The 16493-nt window shown below is 40.1% G+C and carries 15 protein-coding genes; 6 read left to right on the top strand and 9 right to left on the bottom strand.

What is annotated here, in order from left to right; genetic code table 11:
• Positions 1-9 precede the first annotated feature (9 nt).
• The 5 genes from I2F31_RS05910 to aspS all read right to left on the bottom strand — a co-directional run bounded on the left by I2F31_RS05910 (position 10) and on the right by aspS (position 4883).
• Positions 10-900 carry a glycosyltransferase family 2 protein gene (locus I2F31_RS05910; protein ID WP_195773630.1) on the bottom strand — a complete coding sequence of 297 codons (891 nt, stop codon included), beginning with the start codon at positions 898-900 and terminating at the stop codon, positions 10-12.
• Positions 901-936: 36 nt separating this feature from the next.
• Positions 937-1629 carry a glycosyltransferase gene (locus I2F31_RS05905; RefSeq protein ID WP_195773628.1) on the bottom strand — a complete coding sequence of 231 codons (693 nt, stop codon included), beginning with the start codon at positions 1627-1629 and terminating at the stop codon, positions 937-939.
• Between the two features lie 95 nt (positions 1630-1724).
• On the bottom strand, positions 1725-2591 hold the full coding sequence (locus I2F31_RS05900) for a lysophospholipid acyltransferase family protein (RefSeq protein WP_195769367.1): 867 nt from the start codon (positions 2589-2591) through the stop codon (positions 1725-1727).
• Positions 2592-2726: 135 nt separating this feature from the next.
• Positions 2727-2948: a hypothetical protein gene (locus tag I2F31_RS05895; RefSeq protein WP_092746305.1), complete on the bottom strand. Its 222-nt coding sequence runs from the start codon at positions 2946-2948 to the stop codon at positions 2727-2729.
• Between the two features lie 153 nt (positions 2949-3101).
• Positions 3102-4883 (bottom strand): aspartate--tRNA ligase, encoded by a 1782-nt coding sequence (gene aspS, locus I2F31_RS05890; RefSeq protein ID WP_195769366.1) that lies wholly within the window; start codon positions 4881-4883, stop codon positions 3102-3104.
• Positions 4884-5121: 238 nt separating this feature from the next.
• Between aspS and znuD the strand changes: the two genes are divergently transcribed.
• Both znuD and I2F31_RS05880 read left to right on the top strand, forming a co-directional pair.
• The gene (gene znuD / locus I2F31_RS05885; RefSeq protein WP_195769365.1) at positions 5122-7167 is read left to right on the top strand and encodes a zinc piracy TonB-dependent receptor ZnuD; all 2046 of its coding nucleotides are present in this window, start codon (positions 5122-5124) and stop codon (positions 7165-7167) included.
• A gap of 78 nt (positions 7168-7245) precedes the next feature.
• Positions 7246-8706, top strand: coding sequence for a phospholipase D-like domain-containing protein (locus tag I2F31_RS05880; protein WP_195769364.1), 1461 nt, complete (start codon positions 7246-7248; stop codon positions 8704-8706).
• Between the two features lie 50 nt (positions 8707-8756).
• Here the strand turns inward: I2F31_RS05880 and I2F31_RS05875 are convergent, their stop codons facing one another.
• Entirely contained in the window at positions 8757-9239 is a 483-nt protein-coding gene (locus I2F31_RS05875) for a phosphate-starvation-inducible protein PsiE (protein WP_195769363.1), read from the bottom strand.
• A gap of 113 nt (positions 9240-9352) precedes the next feature.
• The gene (locus I2F31_RS05870; protein ID WP_195769362.1) at positions 9353-9553 is read right to left on the bottom strand and encodes a hypothetical protein; all 201 of its coding nucleotides are present in this window, start codon (positions 9551-9553) and stop codon (positions 9353-9355) included.
• A gap of 202 nt (positions 9554-9755) precedes the next feature.
• Here I2F31_RS05870 and baeS point away from each other — a divergent pair, with 202 nt between their 5' ends.
• Together baeS and I2F31_RS05860 are read left to right on the top strand one after the other, a co-directional pair.
• The gene (baeS, locus tag I2F31_RS05865) at positions 9756-11492 is read left to right on the top strand and encodes a sensor histidine kinase efflux regulator BaeS (protein ID WP_195769361.1); all 1737 of its coding nucleotides are present in this window, start codon (positions 9756-9758) and stop codon (positions 11490-11492) included.
• 15 nt (positions 11493-11507) lie between these two features.
• The gene (locus I2F31_RS05860; RefSeq protein WP_195769360.1) at positions 11508-12197 is read left to right on the top strand and encodes a response regulator; all 690 of its coding nucleotides are present in this window, start codon (positions 11508-11510) and stop codon (positions 12195-12197) included.
• On the opposite strand, the gene I2F31_RS05855 is transcribed toward I2F31_RS05860, so the two are convergent.
• Together I2F31_RS05855 and I2F31_RS05850 are read right to left on the bottom strand one after the other, a co-directional pair.
• The gene (locus tag I2F31_RS05855) at positions 12194-13636 is read right to left on the bottom strand and encodes a protein adenylyltransferase SelO (RefSeq protein ID WP_195769359.1); all 1443 of its coding nucleotides are present in this window, start codon (positions 13634-13636) and stop codon (positions 12194-12196) included. The genes I2F31_RS05860 and I2F31_RS05855 overlap by 4 nt on opposite strands.
• Before the next feature lie 29 nt (positions 13637-13665).
• The gene (locus I2F31_RS05850; RefSeq protein WP_195769358.1) at positions 13666-14379 is read right to left on the bottom strand and encodes a glycerophosphodiester phosphodiesterase; all 714 of its coding nucleotides are present in this window, start codon (positions 14377-14379) and stop codon (positions 13666-13668) included.
• A 160-nt stretch (positions 14380-14539) separates the two neighbouring features.
• Between I2F31_RS05850 and I2F31_RS05845 the strand changes: the two genes are divergently transcribed.
• Both I2F31_RS05845 and trpB read left to right on the top strand, forming a co-directional pair.
• On the top strand, positions 14540-15187 hold the full coding sequence (locus I2F31_RS05845; RefSeq protein ID WP_195769357.1) for a phosphoribosylanthranilate isomerase: 648 nt from the start codon (positions 14540-14542) through the stop codon (positions 15185-15187).
• A complete protein-coding gene (trpB, locus tag I2F31_RS05840; protein ID WP_195769356.1) occupies positions 15165-16391 on the top strand; it encodes a tryptophan synthase subunit beta in 1227 nt (408 codons plus the stop codon). Before I2F31_RS05845 ends, trpB begins: the two co-directional genes overlap by 23 nt.
• Positions 16392-16493: the final 102 nt, after the last annotated feature.

Below are 16493 nucleotides of genomic sequence, written 5' to 3'. Positions count from 1 at the left end.
ACTAAGCCATTATTTAGGTGAGTATTTAAGCCAAGCTGTAGACTCTTGCTGTGTTCTTTTTATGACTTCAGCCATGGCTTTCCATTGCGTTAGCTTAAATGTGTAACGAGCAATACCAAGTGGCTTGAGTATTTGGTAAATCATACATTTAGAGCGAGATTTACGTTGTAGCTTTGTGATTAACTGGTTAAATGCATCTACTGACATATGTTTATAGGCAAATAAAATTTGTGAACGATACCAGCGACAAAAATAGTTATGGCATAAGTTAGGTTCACTTGCACCACCAATATGTAAAATCTGCAAATGATTTAACTTAATTAATGGTAGCCCGAGCTGTTTAATACGTAAGCAAATGTCTTCATCTTCACAGTACATAAAAAAGTCGGGGTCGAAACCACCAATGTGTTGGTAGATTTCAGAACGAATTAAAAGTAATGCACCACTAAACCAACAGATTTGATTTTCAAAACCGAAAGTTTCATGAAACTCATAGTTATAAAACTCAGATAAATCTTGTTGTTTTTCATCGAGTAATTGTGTTGTGATTACCCCATATTCTGGGTGAGCATTGGCTTGTATAAGTAGTTCTTGTAAATAGTCAGGATCTGCTAAAACCAAGTCGGGATTGGCAATCAGTAGGTGAGGTTGCTTGGCCACACTTGCTGCGAGATTCATGGCGCGACCAAAGCCAATATTTTCTGACAACATCACTTGAATGTTTAAATTTAAGTTAAGGTTGTTTTGTTCAATCAGTGATTGCATGGTGTTGTTATTACTGTTATTTACAATAATCACTTCTAGGCATGATGCATCAATGGTTTGTTTGGTGAGATCATGTAGGAAGTTAACAATAAATTGCTCTGTATTGTAATTCACAATAAGAATAGATAAACCCATGTAAAAACCTCTAATTTAAAAAATATATTGTGCCATTTACGCAGAGAACCAATCTTTAAATCGGGTTAAAAGGCTTTTTTTAGGGGGGTTAGCTACGCTGTCATGTTCGCCAATATGATGGCAAGCCCCATGTTTTAAGTAGGCCGTATATTTACCTTGGCCACGTAACACACGTGAGATATGTCGCTCTTTTTTAAACTGAGCAAAGTGACAGTCAAAATTTTGCCAAATTTGTTTTTTAGCAATATGTGGGTTAAATGTGTAGCCATGCCACTGTGCATGTAATGGATCTAAACGTACAATATCTATACCAAGTACGTTGGAGAATTGGATTTTTTCTTTTTCTTCTGGGCTGAGTGGAAAATCTGTATATTGTCTTAAACAAATATTGCTTATATCTGAGCTATTTGAGAGTAGCTGATACATCTGTTGAAAGTCAGGTAAATCATCAAAATACCAATCATCTTCACAGTGAAAAATATAGTCTGTGTTGACTTGTTTATACATATGATCAACCGCAGGGTGATGCCCTAACTGTTGCCCCAAGCAAATGAGCTTTCCATGTGGGCATAACTCTTTAAATACTACATTGGTTTCTTCATCACCAAAGTCATTAATGGCAATAATATGTTCAAATTGAGCATGTTTAAACAGGCTTTCTAAGGTTTGGCGTAAGAGTTGTGGACGTCGCCCAATGGTTAGGCATAAAGTGATATTTGAAGTGTCCAAAATTGAAAGCCCTATAGTTAATCTAAAGTAGATGAGAATGTTTCTTAAACATTATTGTGTAAAGTGATGACAGAATCAAGAATACAGTTGATGTATCATTGATAAATATTTGGCCGATTGGGTACATGGCGAAAACGTTTATAGCCCCACATGTAATCACTTAGTGAGCGATTGATAAGCTTTTCAATTTCAGTATTTAATCGAGCGGTGGCAATCTCTATATTGGGGTTATAGAGGTCTGCATGGTCAAGTAAATCGCAATAGATGTCAAAACCTTTGCCATCATCACGGCGAAAACAACTTAAACCGACCAACTGACATTTAGTTTTTTGTGCCATTTTACTAGCAAGTGTACTGGTGAGTGTTTCTATGCCAAAAAAAGGCACAATCACACCACCAGAAGGGTGTGGCACATGGTCAGGTAAAATGACGCTTGAGCCACCTGATTTTAAATTCTTAAATAGTAATTTCACACCACTCATATCTGTAGGTACAAGTTTTGACTTTAAAGCTTCGCGAGATTGTAAAACAAATTGATTGATGGCTTTTTCTTTAATGGGTTTATACATAATGGTCAGGTCTGTATGTTGACAAAGCCAAGCATTCATTACCTCCCAAGTCCCTAGATGTGGAACAATGAGCAGTGTACCTCGAGTATCAGAAAAAGCATTTTTTAACAGATCACAGTGATGTACCGTATGAATCTGTTCAATGCTCCATTGAGGGGGCATTGCCCAGCATTTCATAAATTCGCTGTAAGATAAACATTGCTTCACGACGCTACTTTTTGCCAAGACTAGACGTTCAGCATCATCAAGTTGAGGGTAGGCTAATTTTAGATTGATCAGTACTTTTCGGAGCATTCCTTTGTTCGGTTGACGGTTTATAAACCATGCATAAGCTCTAGCCACAGACCGTATGGCAGACAGTGGAATATAACGAAAAGTATGAAGTAATTGCATAGGTTTTAATAGCAAAGTCAGTGGTTTTGATCAAAAGTCATTATAAATCAAAAATGTGTTTGTGGTGTGTACTTGCTGTGACATAAAAATAGCTCATATAATATGAGCTATTTAGCAATAAATGACCATACATATTTAGCGGTGTATGTCTGAATTACCTTTAAGTACCATATAAATTAAAGATAAAAAAATCAGTAACGCAGCCGATAAACTGCTTACACAAAAATATAATATACGTTGGTAGGTCGTGATATTGAATAGCCCATTATGCAAGATATAGTTCATGATAAACCATTGCACAAGAGAGAACACAATAATGACCAATGCACGACGGCGTACTTCAGGACGCATAGCCATAATGTAACCCCTATTGGAAATTTGCAAAATATTATGCCACTACATTGAGTGAATCACAAACATTGAATGATTGATCTAAATAAGCGATCAATTGGTGTAAAAAAGCCCTTAAATGAGTTAGTCATTTAAGGGCTTGGGTTTAGCTATTCAGCCTTAACCTTCTTGTTTTTTCTGCTCACGTAAGCGAATGCCTAAATCTCTAAGCTGTGTTGCTTCAACAGGAGCAGGTGCTTCTGTGAGTGGACATTCAGCTGTTTTGGTTTTAGGGAATGCAATGACATCACGAATAGATTGTGCACCTGTCATCAGCATGACAAGGCGGTCTAAACCAAATGCAAGACCACCATGTGGCGGTGCACCATATTTCAATGCATCAAGTAAGAAGCTAAATTTATCTTCAGCTTCTTCATCAGAAATACCTAATGCTTCAAAAATTGCTTTTTGCATTTCAAGTGTGTGAATACGTAAAGAACCGCCACCAATCTCGGTGCCGTTTAACACCATGTCATAAGCGACAGAGAGTGCTTCACCAGGGTTGTTTTTCACGTCTTCTACGCTACTTTTTGGTAGTGTGAATGGGTGATGTACAGAGGTCCACTTACCATCATCTGTTTCTTCAAACATTGGGAAGTCAACCACCCAAAGAGGGGCCCACTCACACGTTGCAAGGTTGAGGTCATGCCCGATTTTTACACGCAATGCACCGAGTGCATCGTTTACAATTTTGGCTTTATCAGCACCAAAGAATACGATGTCACCATTTTGTGCACCAACACGTTCAAGCAATTGCAATACAATTGGTTCAATAAATTTAACAATTGGTGATTGTAAACCTTCAATGCCTTTTTCAAGTTCATTGACTTTAATGTACGCCAAGCCTTTTGCACCGTAAATACCAACGAACTTGGTGTATTCATCGATTTGGCTACGAGAAAGGGTGCTTGCATTTGGCACACGAAGTGCTGCAACACGGCCTTTAGGGTCTTTTGCAGGGCCTGCAAAGACTTTAAATTCTACCGATTGCATGAGGTCTGCAACATCAACCAATTTTAATGGAATACGTAAGTCAGGTTTGTCTGATGCATAGTCACGCATTGCTTCGCTGTATGGCATTCTTTGGAATTTGCCACCAAACTCAATGTTTAATAAGTCTTTAAACATTTTCGTGGTCATGCCTTCCATTAAATCCATAATTTCATCATCATTTAGGAATGATGTTTCAACATCGATTTGGGTGAATTCAGGCTGACGGTCTGCACGTAAGTCTTCATCACGGAAACATTTTGCAATTTGGTAGTAGCGATCAATACCACCAACCATCAGTAATTGTTTAAATAACTGTGGTGATTGTGGTAGAGCATAGAAACTGCCATTAGAAACACGACTTGGTACGAGGTAGTCACGTGCACCTTCAGGTGTTGCACGTGTCAAAATAGGTGTTTCTACATCTAAGAAGCCATGGTCGTCTAAGTAGTTTCGAATCAAGTTGGTTACTTTTGAGCGGAAACGTAAACGGTCTAGCATTTCAGGACGACGAATATCTAAGAAACGATATTTTAAACGAATGTCTTCTGAAACAGTTGTGTTTTCGTCGTTCAGTGGGAACGGTGGTGTTTCAGAGCTTGCAAGGACTTCAATTTCTTTGCCTAAAACTTCAATTTGTCCACTCACCATGTTGGCATTTTCTGTGCCTTCATAGCGTTTACGCACACGTCCTGTAATTTTTAATACAAATTCTGAGCGTACTTTGTCTGCAGTTGCGAAAGCTTCAGGAGTATCTGGGTCAATAACCACTTGTACGAGGCCATCACGGTCACGCATATCAAGAAAAATGACACCGCCATGATCACGGCGACGGTGTACCCAACCGCAAAGTGTAACTGTTTGATCAATTTGGGCTTCTGTTAGTAAGCCACAGTAATGTGTTCGCATCATGGCGTGTTATGTCCAACGTCTATTATTTAAAAAATCGTTTAAAAGTACGCTAGGCTATACTTTTTTTAAGACATTCAATTATGCATGTTTCATGGTACTGCCTCAAGGATTTGTTCAAAAAACATGATAAAGAACGATTAAATGACAATAAGGTGAAACTTTCATCTAGATTGTGGATAGAGCTTGTAAAAAATAATAAATGTTATAACATAACTAAAAATAAAATGAGATCATCATAATGCAGTTTCAAAAAAAGTGGTTTGCTTTATCTTTATTGGCTTGTGCGGTGCAAAGTGTATTGGCACAAACGCCAGCAGTTGATAATTTACCTGCAATTGAGCTCAAGGGACAAAAAGATCTAGCCGTACAGCCAGATCATGTCGCAGGCGATTTTACGGTAAAACAAAAAGATTTAATTGAGGGTGCAACAACCATTGGTAATGCTTTAGAGGGTAAGGCTGGTATTTATGCCGCCCAATATACGGGTGGGGTGAGTCGTCCTGTGATTCGTGGGTTAGATGGAGCACGGGTTAAAATTACGCAAAATGGTGGCGATGCTTTAGATGTATCATCGGTATCCCCAGACCATGCTGTGACAGTTGACCCTAATTCAGCAGAAGAAATTCAAGTGTTAAAAGGCCCTGAAAGTCTGTTGTATGGTGCAGGTTCTGTGGGTGGTTTGGTTAATGTGGTAGATAATAAAGTACCAACGCATATGCCAGACAATGGTTATAGTGGCCGTGTGGGTGCACGTTATAATACAGGTAGTGACGACATGCTGTATTCAGGCCAAACCGTGATTGGCTTGGGTGATCATGTTGCATTAAGTGCAGGTGGTTTACACCGTGATGCCAATAATTATATTTTACCTAAAGATTTACAAACAAATGGGCGCAGACAGCCAGAAACCTTTGCACGTTCACAAGATGCAAATGTAGGCTTATCTTGGATTGGCGACAAAGGGTTTGTAGGTGTTGCATATAGCGAACGCCATGACCGTTATGGTATTCCAGGTGACAATGCCGCTTATGGTTCTTGTATCTTAAATAATACTGCAACAGGATTTGATAAGGGCTCTGCTAGTTGTGGTAGTGATACATCTGATGACGATGCAATTTCATGGATTAATCTAAAACAAAAACGCTATGACTTAAAGTCAGAGCTGAATGATCCATTTGCAGGCTTTTCTAAATTGGCGTTGCAAGCCAATTACACTAAGTATCAGCACCAAGAGATGGACGGGGATGAACCAGATACGACCTTTAATAGCCACGGTACAGATACACGTTTGGTGTTAACCAATACGCCGTGGGCAGGTTGGACAGGTCAGTTCGGTTTGCAATACACACAGCAAAAACTCAGTATTGGTGGCGATGAGTCACTAATGGATCCGACCAACACCCAACGTTATAGTGTATTTGGTTTGCAAGAAAAGCAAATGGGTCAGGTGCATGTGCAAGTGTCTTCACGTGTAGATCATCAAAAAATTGATATTCAACAAGGTGAAACCAACCCCGATGCGAAGAATTTCTCAGGTACAGCGTACTCGGTTGCAGGTTCAGCAGATTGGGAGTTTGTACCAAATTATAAGCTATCTTTAACGGCATCGCACCAAGAGCGTCTACCGATGGCACAAGAGCTTTACTCAAATGGTAAGCACATGGCGACCAACACCTATGAGTTGGGTAGCGATGATTTAGGGACTGAAAAATCAAATAACGTAGAGCTTGGTTTTCATTTTGATAATGACCGTTTGAAGTATAATGTGAGTGCATTCCATAATTGGTTTAATAACTTTATTTATGCAGATACGCTAGATCAATTCCAAGACTTTCGTTTAATTCAGTATCGCCAATCAAAAGCCCGTTTTTATGGGGTAGATGGTGATATTAGTTATCAAGTGTCACCTGTATATACTGTGGGTCTGTTTGGTGACTATGTACGTGGTAAGTTGGTCGATGCAGGCAATGTACCACGTGTACCAGGTGGCCGAATAGGTGCAAAAATATCGGCAAACTTCGATGATAATTACACGGCAAATGCAGAGTATTACCATGTATTTACTCAAGATGATATTGCCAGTTATGAAACCAATGGTCAGAGCTACAATATGCTAAATCTTGGTTTTGCATATAATAATCGTTTCACGAATAAGTTAGACTACCGTGTCTATACTAAAGTGAATAATGTTTTAGATAGCAAAATTTATCAGCATGAGTCATTTTTATCTCAAGTACCACAAGTGGGACGTAACTTTACTGTGGGCGTAGATTTTAAATTTTAGTGCTAAAAAGCCGTAAAATGTACTTGAAAGTTTGAGTAATTAAACTTAGCCTGACCATAATTGGTCAGGCTTTTTTGTATGCGTATTTTTCAAAAGTTTCAAAATGAACTTAAGTGGTCAAAACGACGTTATTTCATGGTTGTAGTGCTGATTTTATTTATCGTATATTTGGCATCTGCAATTTATCATACCGTGAAGCCTTTGCCTGAAGGGTTGGACTATACAGGGCCAATGCGTGCCACCCAAGCGCAAATGATAGTTGATCAAACCTTTGTAGACACTCAGGGTAAGCTTTATACCGACCAAAAGATTTTTGCATCTATTTTAGAGATGATACAACGTGCAAAAACGACCATTGTCTTTGATATGTTTTTGCTGAATGATCAATTTGGGCAATCGGATAGCCACAAACAGCGACTTTTTTCTCAAGAAACAGTACAAGCACTCATAGAGAAAAAACGTTTAAACCCGCAAATTAATATTAGTGTTATCACAGATCCAATTAATTCACTCTATGGTGCAATTGAGCCTGAGGAATATGTGCAATTACGCCGTGTGGGTATAAATGTTGTTGAAACAAATTTAACACCTCTGCGTTCTTCTAATCCAGCTTGGTCGGGTCTTTGGTATTTATGTTGTCAGGGCATGGGGAATCAAGTGGGTGGCGGATGGCTACCTAACCCATTGTCTTCAGACAAACTGACGTTAAGAAGCTATTTAAACTTCTTTAACTTTAAAACTAATCATAGAAAAGTAGTTGTTGTTGATACCGATACAGGATGGCAAGCTTTAGTTGGCTCTAAAAATATGAATGCAGGTGGGGCTTTACAAAGTAATGTTGCCGTGATGGTACATGGTGCAGTCGCTGTTGATTTGTTGAATAGCGAGCAACCTGTGGCAAAAATGTCAGGTATAGATTTGCCTTATGTTTTGATTAAAGCAGAGCCAATCACAGACAATACTTTACAAGCACAAGTGCTGACAGAAAAGGCCATTCAACGTGCAGTGGTCAACTTGCTAGATACAGCGGAGAAAAATGATCAGGTTGACCTCACCGCTTTTTATTTATCAGACCGACAAGTGATTGGTTCTTTAAAGGATGCACAAAAACGAGGGGTGAAAATTAGAGCGTTGCTTAATCCCAATCAAGAGGCCGTTGCACGATATAAAGACGGTATGCCCAATCAACCTGTGGCACAAGAATTATATGATGTTGGTGTTAATGTACGTTGGTGTGAGCATTGCCATAGTAAAGTGATCTATAAGCGTTCGAGTCATGGTCAAAAAGCAGAACTGATCGTAGGTTCAGCAAATTTAACTGCACGTAACTTACAGAATTATAATTTAGAGACCGATCTGCGTGTCGTGGGTTTAGCAAGCGATCCTATATTTGGTACCGCTCGACAGTCATTTGATCAAACATGGTTTGGTGAAAACAATACACAAAAAAGTGTGAATTATGACATTTACGCCAGTCACTCTCACTTTAAATATTGGTTGTATCGCTTTATGGAGTGGAGTGGTTTTTGTAGTTTTTAATCGCAATCACACTCAGCGTTCATCGCTGAGTGTGATTATGAATAATTATATCATGCAAGTTCATCATCTTCAGGGTTAAGCCGTTGAGGCTTAGTTGAATTTTTTTCCTTAATGATGGATGGGTAGTGCCAAGAAGCATAACGCACAATAAAAATAGCCACAGCTAAAATTAAAATTGCCCCAGAAATGACTAGTAGTCCAACATCTGCTTTATGGTCATGCTGAATGACTGAAATAAGTAGGCGTGTAAGTGCGGTAATGGCAATATAAATTAAAAACCGTACAGGCATATGATTGGTTTTAAAGTAAATCCCGACCATTGCACCCAGTTCTAGATAAATAAAGAGCAGTAAAATATCATCAATAGTGGCGTATTGTTTTTGCGTGAAAATTTCAATGGTGGTATGAACTGCTGACCAAGCAATCATGCAACCAATAATAAACAGTGCTAAATAATGAAATGCTTCAACGGCATAATTGCCAATGCGGTCAAACTTTGCTTCAAAGCTTTGACCTGTTTTTTTTGTGCTCATGAGACAAAACCCTACACTTTGACGTTGTATCTAGTATAAAGTCAAAGTGTAGGGTTTTGTTATTTCTCAAATATAAAAAGTGAAAAACTGAATAAATACGTAATATTAACAGTTTAAGATTGTGGTGGTTTGGGTTGGAAATGAAGCTGACATTGTCCTTCTATGATGTGATCATCGACCTTAACCTGCATGATTGCCCCTGCATTTTGTCCATCACAGGCATGTTTAAAAGCCTGCATGAATGCTTGATCTTGCGGGGGGAGATGCCCATGTTCTTTAAAGTGTTGTTCAGATTTAGGCATAGGCGGTGTCATAGAGCATGCACTAAGAAGCGATATGCTAAGTACACTTAAACAGGCCAAAAGAGATTTATAGGCATAGCTCATATACAAGGTATCCGAGTGGTGTAAAATATTTTATATAAATTTAAACAACCAAGATGGAGAAACAATGTAGAGTTTTTTGTGGCTATGTTGGGTAAAATACACCGTCTAAAATATTCATGAGATTGTTCATTTGAAAGTTCGCCGTTTCCCCATCGCCTTACGGTTATTTTTAACTGTACTCATGACAACAGTTGTGATCACTACGGTGAGCTTAGGTGTTTTTCAATGGGCAATGAAACAGAACTTCACCAAATATGTCGCAGACGTTGAAATACAAAAACTTGATCACTTGGTGGAAAATCTTGCTGGCATTTACAGTATTTACAATGACTGGGGTGATGCGATACAGGCACAGATTTTACAAGTCGAGGGTAAGCCACAAGCTCAAGATTTTGATCAATTGTCACGTATGTGGTTACGCCGTCAGTATGATATTGCTTATCAGCAACGCTATTTTAAAGACAATGCAATTTTAAATGTACCCAATGGATTAGATGCGAGAGAGCGTTCTACACAAAAAAGACATTTCACGGAACAACAAATTCAACAAATGGAAGAAAACTTACCCTCAGAATATCAGCCTTTTGAGGGCATAAAGTTTCCATTGTCTGAAAGTTTAAAGGCTTTTTCTAAGCGAGACCGCCCAGACCCACCGCCATTTTCTACAGATAAGGCCATGGCAAATGATAATAATATGTCTGATGGGGGCTTTTCGCCCAATGATGGTGGTTTAACTTCAAGTAAAACAAAAAACCTTGAGATTTCTAGAAACTTTTTTCCAATGCCTGATCATTTGGGGTTAAGCAATCGATTGGCTTTATATGATACCAATAAACATTTTGTGGTGGGTGAGCCTCAGCAAGTCAATCCAACTTATCGGCCAATTTTACTCGAAAATCAAGTGGTCGGATATTTAGGTTTACAACCTTCATTGGCACAAGATGATGTACTGAGCGTGAACTTCTTTAGCTCACAGAAAAAAGTATTATTTTTAATTTATATTGTGACATTTTTCACCAGTCTGCTGATTGCACTTTGGCTAGCAAATTACTTTAAACAGCCCATTCAACGTCTATTAAATGCGGCACAAGAGTTAACGAAAGGACACTTTCAGCATCAAGTAAAAATACGCCGTAATGATGAGTTGGGCGATTTGTCGACTCAAATTAATGGGCTTGCCAATATATTGAACCAACATGAACAGTCTAGACGACAATGGGTTGCAGATACATCCCATGAGTTAAAAACGCCATTGGCTGTTTTACAAGCACAAATTGAAGCCATACAAGATGGCATTCGTAAACCTACCCCTGAACATTTTGCCGCCATGATGAAACAGGTGAGTAGTCTGAAAAAACTGACTCAAGACTTAGCAGACCTTGCTCAGGCTGAATCACAGCAATTGAAGTGTTATTTAACAGAAGTCGATCCTTGGAAAGTGGTCTGTGATGAAATTGAAAATTTTAGAACCCAGTTTGAACAATCTGAGTTTCAGGTTACCAGTACAGGTACGGGTGCATCTTTACTCATTGACCAAGACCGCTTTCGCCAAGTGGTGGTGAATATACTCAGTAACAGTATTCGTTATAGCGAAAAAGGTGGACAAATACATATTCATAGTAAGCAAACGCATGATGATTGGACATTGATTGTAGATGATAGTCCTTTGGGTTTGACTGATACACAATTAAAGCATTTGGGTGAGCGTTTTTATCGTGCCGATGACTCGCGTGCTCGTACAACAGGTGGTACAGGGCTAGGTTTGGCACTGTCTTATAAAATTATTGCAATGTTGGGTGGGGAGTTAACTTTCCACCACTCACCACTGGGTGGTTTACGTTGCGTGATTCGTTTTTTGAAAAAATAAAATGAGGAAAAGTCTGTGAGACATATTTTTTTAGTTGAAGATGAAGTTGAACTTGCCAGTTTAGTGAAAGACTATTTGGAAGCTGCAGGGTTTGAAGTGTCTGTGTTTCATGATGGTCAAGAAGCATACCAACAATTTTTACAACGTAAACCAAGCTTGATGATTTTAGATCTCATGGTGCCACGTATGGATGGTTTGACCATTTGCCGTAAAGTTCGTCAGCAGTCAGATTTGCCGATTATTATGGTGACCGCACGTACAGAAGAAATTGACCGTGTGTTAGGTTTAAATATGGGAGCAGATGATTATGTCTGTAAACCATTTAGCCCCAAAGAGTTGGTCGCTCGTGTGCAAGCGGTGCTGAGACGTTTAGAGCGTAAAGAAGAGCCTGAACAAGATGATTTATTTGTGATTGAAAAATCACAGCAACGTATTTGGTATAAGCAAAAAGCATTGAGCTTGACCCCTACAGAATTTCGTTTGTTTGAATTGTTTTTAGAGCATGTGGGGCAAGTTTACTCTAGAGCCCAACTGTTAGATTACTTAAACCCTGAAAGTTTCGATGTGGCAGACCGTGTGATTGATAGCCACATTAAAAACCTAAGACGAAAAATTATAGATGCTACCGCACAAGATGTACAGTCAGACTGGATTCAAGCGGTGTACGGTGTAGGGTATCGCTTTGAATACCCAGATCATTTTTAAGATGAACAGCTAATTGCAGTCTCGCTTGCATCTGCATGTGGTGGCTGTACGTCAGATGCATGCTCTCGCTGTGGTTGTGGGGTAAATGGTGTGGCGAGTAAATCAAATAGGCGTTCAACTTCGGAGAAATCATCACACTCAGCACGTTCAATCGCCTGTTGAGCCATTTGATTTCTTAAAATATAGCGAGGGTTATGTTGTTGCATGCGCTCATTTAGCTGTGCTTGGTCTTGATGCGTGCGTATGTTTTGATAACAAGTGATAAAAGCATCAAAGCCATCACGGTCAATACAGTCATCTTTTAAAGCAGTGAACTGTTGTTCTTGTAAGCGAATAAAACTTTGCGTGTAGTCGAGTTGTTCACGCTGTAAGATGTGTAGAAAGTGTAAAGCACAGTCAAAACTGTCTTTATGAAATTGTGGTAACCCCATCTTTAAGCACATTTTTTCTTGATAGTATTTTAAAAAAGTCACTTCAAAATCAGCCAAGCACGCAATCAGTTGTTGCTTAAAGGCCTCTTTTTGTGTACTTGGGGCGAGTGGCATGAGGTTGTTGAGTAAAATAGATAAATTCCAATGTGCCATGCGAGGTTGATTTTGGTAGCAATATCGCCCCTGATGGTCTGAGTGGTTGTTGATCCAGTCGGGTTTAAAACGCTCTAAAAAGCCAAATGGGCCAAAATCGAGCGTTGAGCCAGTAATATTGAGGTTATCTGTATTCATTACGCCGTGAGCAAAGCCAACCGCTTGCCAGTCTGCAATCATTTGAGCAGTACGCTTGACCACTGCATGGGCAAAAGCAATGATGGGCTGGTCTTGCTCTAAGCATTCTGGGGAATGCCATGCAATACACTGCATTACAAAGTCGTTGAGTAGCTCGGGTGCATATTGGTTAATCCACTCAAAATGACCAAAACGAATATGGCAGTCTGAGGTGCGTAATAGCATCGCACCTGGCTCTAGCGTTTCACGTTGTACCCCTTGCAATGAACTGGTAAAACCTACCGCATTGCTTGAGGCAATGCCAAGTGCATTGAGTGCATGACCTGCTAAGTACTCTCGTATCACTGAGCGAAGTACGGCGCGACCATCACCAGATCTAGAATAGGGCGTTGAGCCTGCCCCTTTGAGATGTAAGTCAATCACCTGATTGTTTTTATCTAAAACTTGTGCAATCAGTAAGCCACGACCATCACCTAACTGACCTGCCCAATGTCCAAATTGATGCCCTGCATACACCATTGCCAATGGGCTAAATACATCAAAAGTCTGTTTACCACTACAAATGTCTACCCATGCAGTTTTTTCAGCATCACTCCACTGTAAATCATTGGCCAGCGTAAGGTTAAAGTGACCTGCTTTTGCGCCGTGTAATGGTTTAGGTTGTTGTTGGCTATATAATTTTGAATCAAGTGTGTTGTAGCGACTTTGAAAAAGCATGCAGTGGCTCTCGGCTATGGTATTGAGTACTAAAGGTATTGTTGCATCAGGTGAGGTACATCTGTAATGAGTCCATCAACGCCCCAACGTTTTAATTCAAGAGCACGTTCAGGCTCATTGACCGTCCAAACACTGGCTTTTAAGCCTGCTTGATGAGTTGCTTGAACCCGATCAGGTGTGGTGAGGGTATTGAGCCAACCAATTTGGCAACATGCAAGTTCTATCGCAGTCTTGATGGCATGTTCGGGGTGATCTTCGACCAATAAGCCTCGTTTAAAGGGTGAAGATAAATTTTGTAATGCGGTTAAAATTTTAACATCAAAGCTGGTAATAACGAGAGCATCTTGCCAATCGCTTGAGAGTTGTTGATGGAGTGTTTTAACCAGTTTTTCAGCGTCAAACATAGAAGGAACTGCTTTAATTTCTAATTCTATGTGCGTAAAATCTTGAATGATATTGAGTACTTGTCTAAGTGTTGGTGTTGGCTCTTGTTGTGGCCATTGTGGCCAAAGTTTGCAATGGTTGTGCTGTTCTAAATGATCTACTTGGCAGTTTGCCACGGCGTATGGTGTGCCTGTGGTGCGTAACAAATTATCATCATGAATGACCACTAAAGTCTGATCTGTCAGTTGTCTAAGGTCAAATTCTACAGCTGTAATGCCTAGGTTTTTTAAATATTCAAAACCACCGAGTGTATTTTCAGGGGCTTCATTGCGTGCCCCACGATGACCAATAATTTGCATACATATACCTCAGTGTTGAAATGAGCAATAAAAATAAAATATGTCAAAAAGTTTGCAATTCGATTTGAGTTTGTTAACAATAAAACGTCAGGAAACTGTGGTATGTCCTGCCTTAATTGTGTCATAGCATGGCATCAAATCAATGAAAAAAGAGTAACGCATGCGAACACGTAGCAAAATTTGTGGCATTACTCGGGTAGAAGACGCACGTGCTGCCGTCGATAACGGTGCAGATGCGATCGGTTTGGTGTTTTATCCACCAAGCCCAAGAGCAGTGACCCCTAGCCAAGCCCAGCAGATTGCACAGGTGATTCCACCTTATGTGCAAATTGTTGGTTTGTTTGTCGATGCCAGTTTGGACCAAATCGAAAGCACTTTACAGCATGTTACTTTAGACGTGTTACAATTTCACGGCCAAGAAACACCTGCTGAATGTGCCAGTATTGCTAAAAAAATCGGTCGCCGTTGGTACAAAGCCATACAGGTTCACCCAACCTTAGATATACAGGCTGAAATACAGCGTTATTGTCAGGCCGGGGCAAGTGCGGTATTACTCGATGCATGGCATCCATCGCTTAAGGGAGGTACAGGCCAACAGTTTGATTGGTCGGTATTTCCAAAGGCACAAACTGCACTCATTTTAGCAGGCGGACTCACACCAGATAATGTAAAACAAGCCATCACCACAACAACACCTTTTGCCGTAGATGTCAGTGGTGGCGTAGAGTCGGCAAAAGGAATAAAAGATCATCAACTGATTAAAACGTTTATGCAAGGAGTCCATTGTGGATCAGCAAACGAAGATTGACTACACACAATATCCAGATGCTCGTGGGCATTTTGGTATTCATGGCGGACGATTTGTCTCAGAAACTTTAATGGCAGCACTTGAAGATTTAGAAAATCTATACGAGCGCATGAAAAATGATGCCCAGTTTCTAGCCGAGTTTGACCGTGATATGGCGTACTATGTAGGTCGCCCAAGTCCTCTTTATTATGCTGAGCGATGGTCAAAAGAGCTAGGCGGTGCACAAATTTATTTAAAGCGTGAAGACTTAAACCATACTGGTTCACATAAAGTGAATAACACCATTGGGCAAGCGTTACTGGCAAAACTGTCAGGTAAAAAACGTATTATTGCTGAAACTGGTGCAGGGCAACACGGTGTGGCAACAGCAACCATCGCTGCACGTTTAGGCTTAGAGTGCGTTGTTTATATGGGTGCAGATGACGTAAAACGTCAAGCCATGAATGTGTACCGTATGCGACTGCTAGGTGCAAAAGTTGTGCCTGTGACCAGTGGTTCACGTACTTTAAAAGATGCTTTAAATGAAGCGATGCGAGATTGGGTTAGTCATGTCGATGACACCTACTATATTATTGGTACTGTGGCAGGCCCACACCCATACCCACAGCTCGTTCGTGACTTCCAGTCGATTATTGGTCGTGAAGCACGCAAGCAAATTCAAGAGCAAGCAGGTCGTTTACCCGATGCATTAGTGGCATGTGTGGGCGGTGGCTCAAATGCAATAGGCTTGTTCTACCCATTTTTAAACGATGAATCTGTAAAAATGTATGGTGTGGAAGCTGCAGGTTTAGGGATAGAAACAGGTAAACATTCAGCACCACTGAGTGCAGGGCATGTGGGTGTACTGCATGGTAACCGTACTTATTTAATGAGTGATGCACAAGGTCAGATCATTGAAACGCACAGTATTTCTGCGGGTCTAGACTACCCAGGTGTTGGCCCAGAGCATAGCTTCTTAAAAGACATGCACCGTGTAGATTATGTACCCATTATTGACGATGAAGCACTACAAGGCTTTAGAGATTTAACCCGCATTGAAGGGATTATTCCTGCATTGGAAAGTGCACACGCCATGGCATATGTGACCAAGCTTGCACCTACCATGCGTAAAGACCAAATTATCATTGCAACAGTCTCTGGTCGGGGAGATAAAGACCTCCTCACCATGGCCAATATCGATGGTATTGAAATGGTTGACATGTAAAACATGTTGAAAATAAAAAAGGTACTTACGAGTGCCTTTTTTATTTTGGGTCGATTATGCAAAGACGAGTCATTTTTACTTTTATGATCTAACATATTGTTA

The sequence above is a fragment of the Acinetobacter rathckeae genome (genome assembly GCF_015627125.1).
Taxonomy (GTDB): domain Bacteria; phylum Pseudomonadota; class Gammaproteobacteria; order Pseudomonadales; family Moraxellaceae; genus Acinetobacter; species Acinetobacter rathckeae.
The sequence above is the reverse complement of the archived record's forward strand: the minus strand, read 5'-3'. Positions and strand labels throughout refer to the sequence as shown.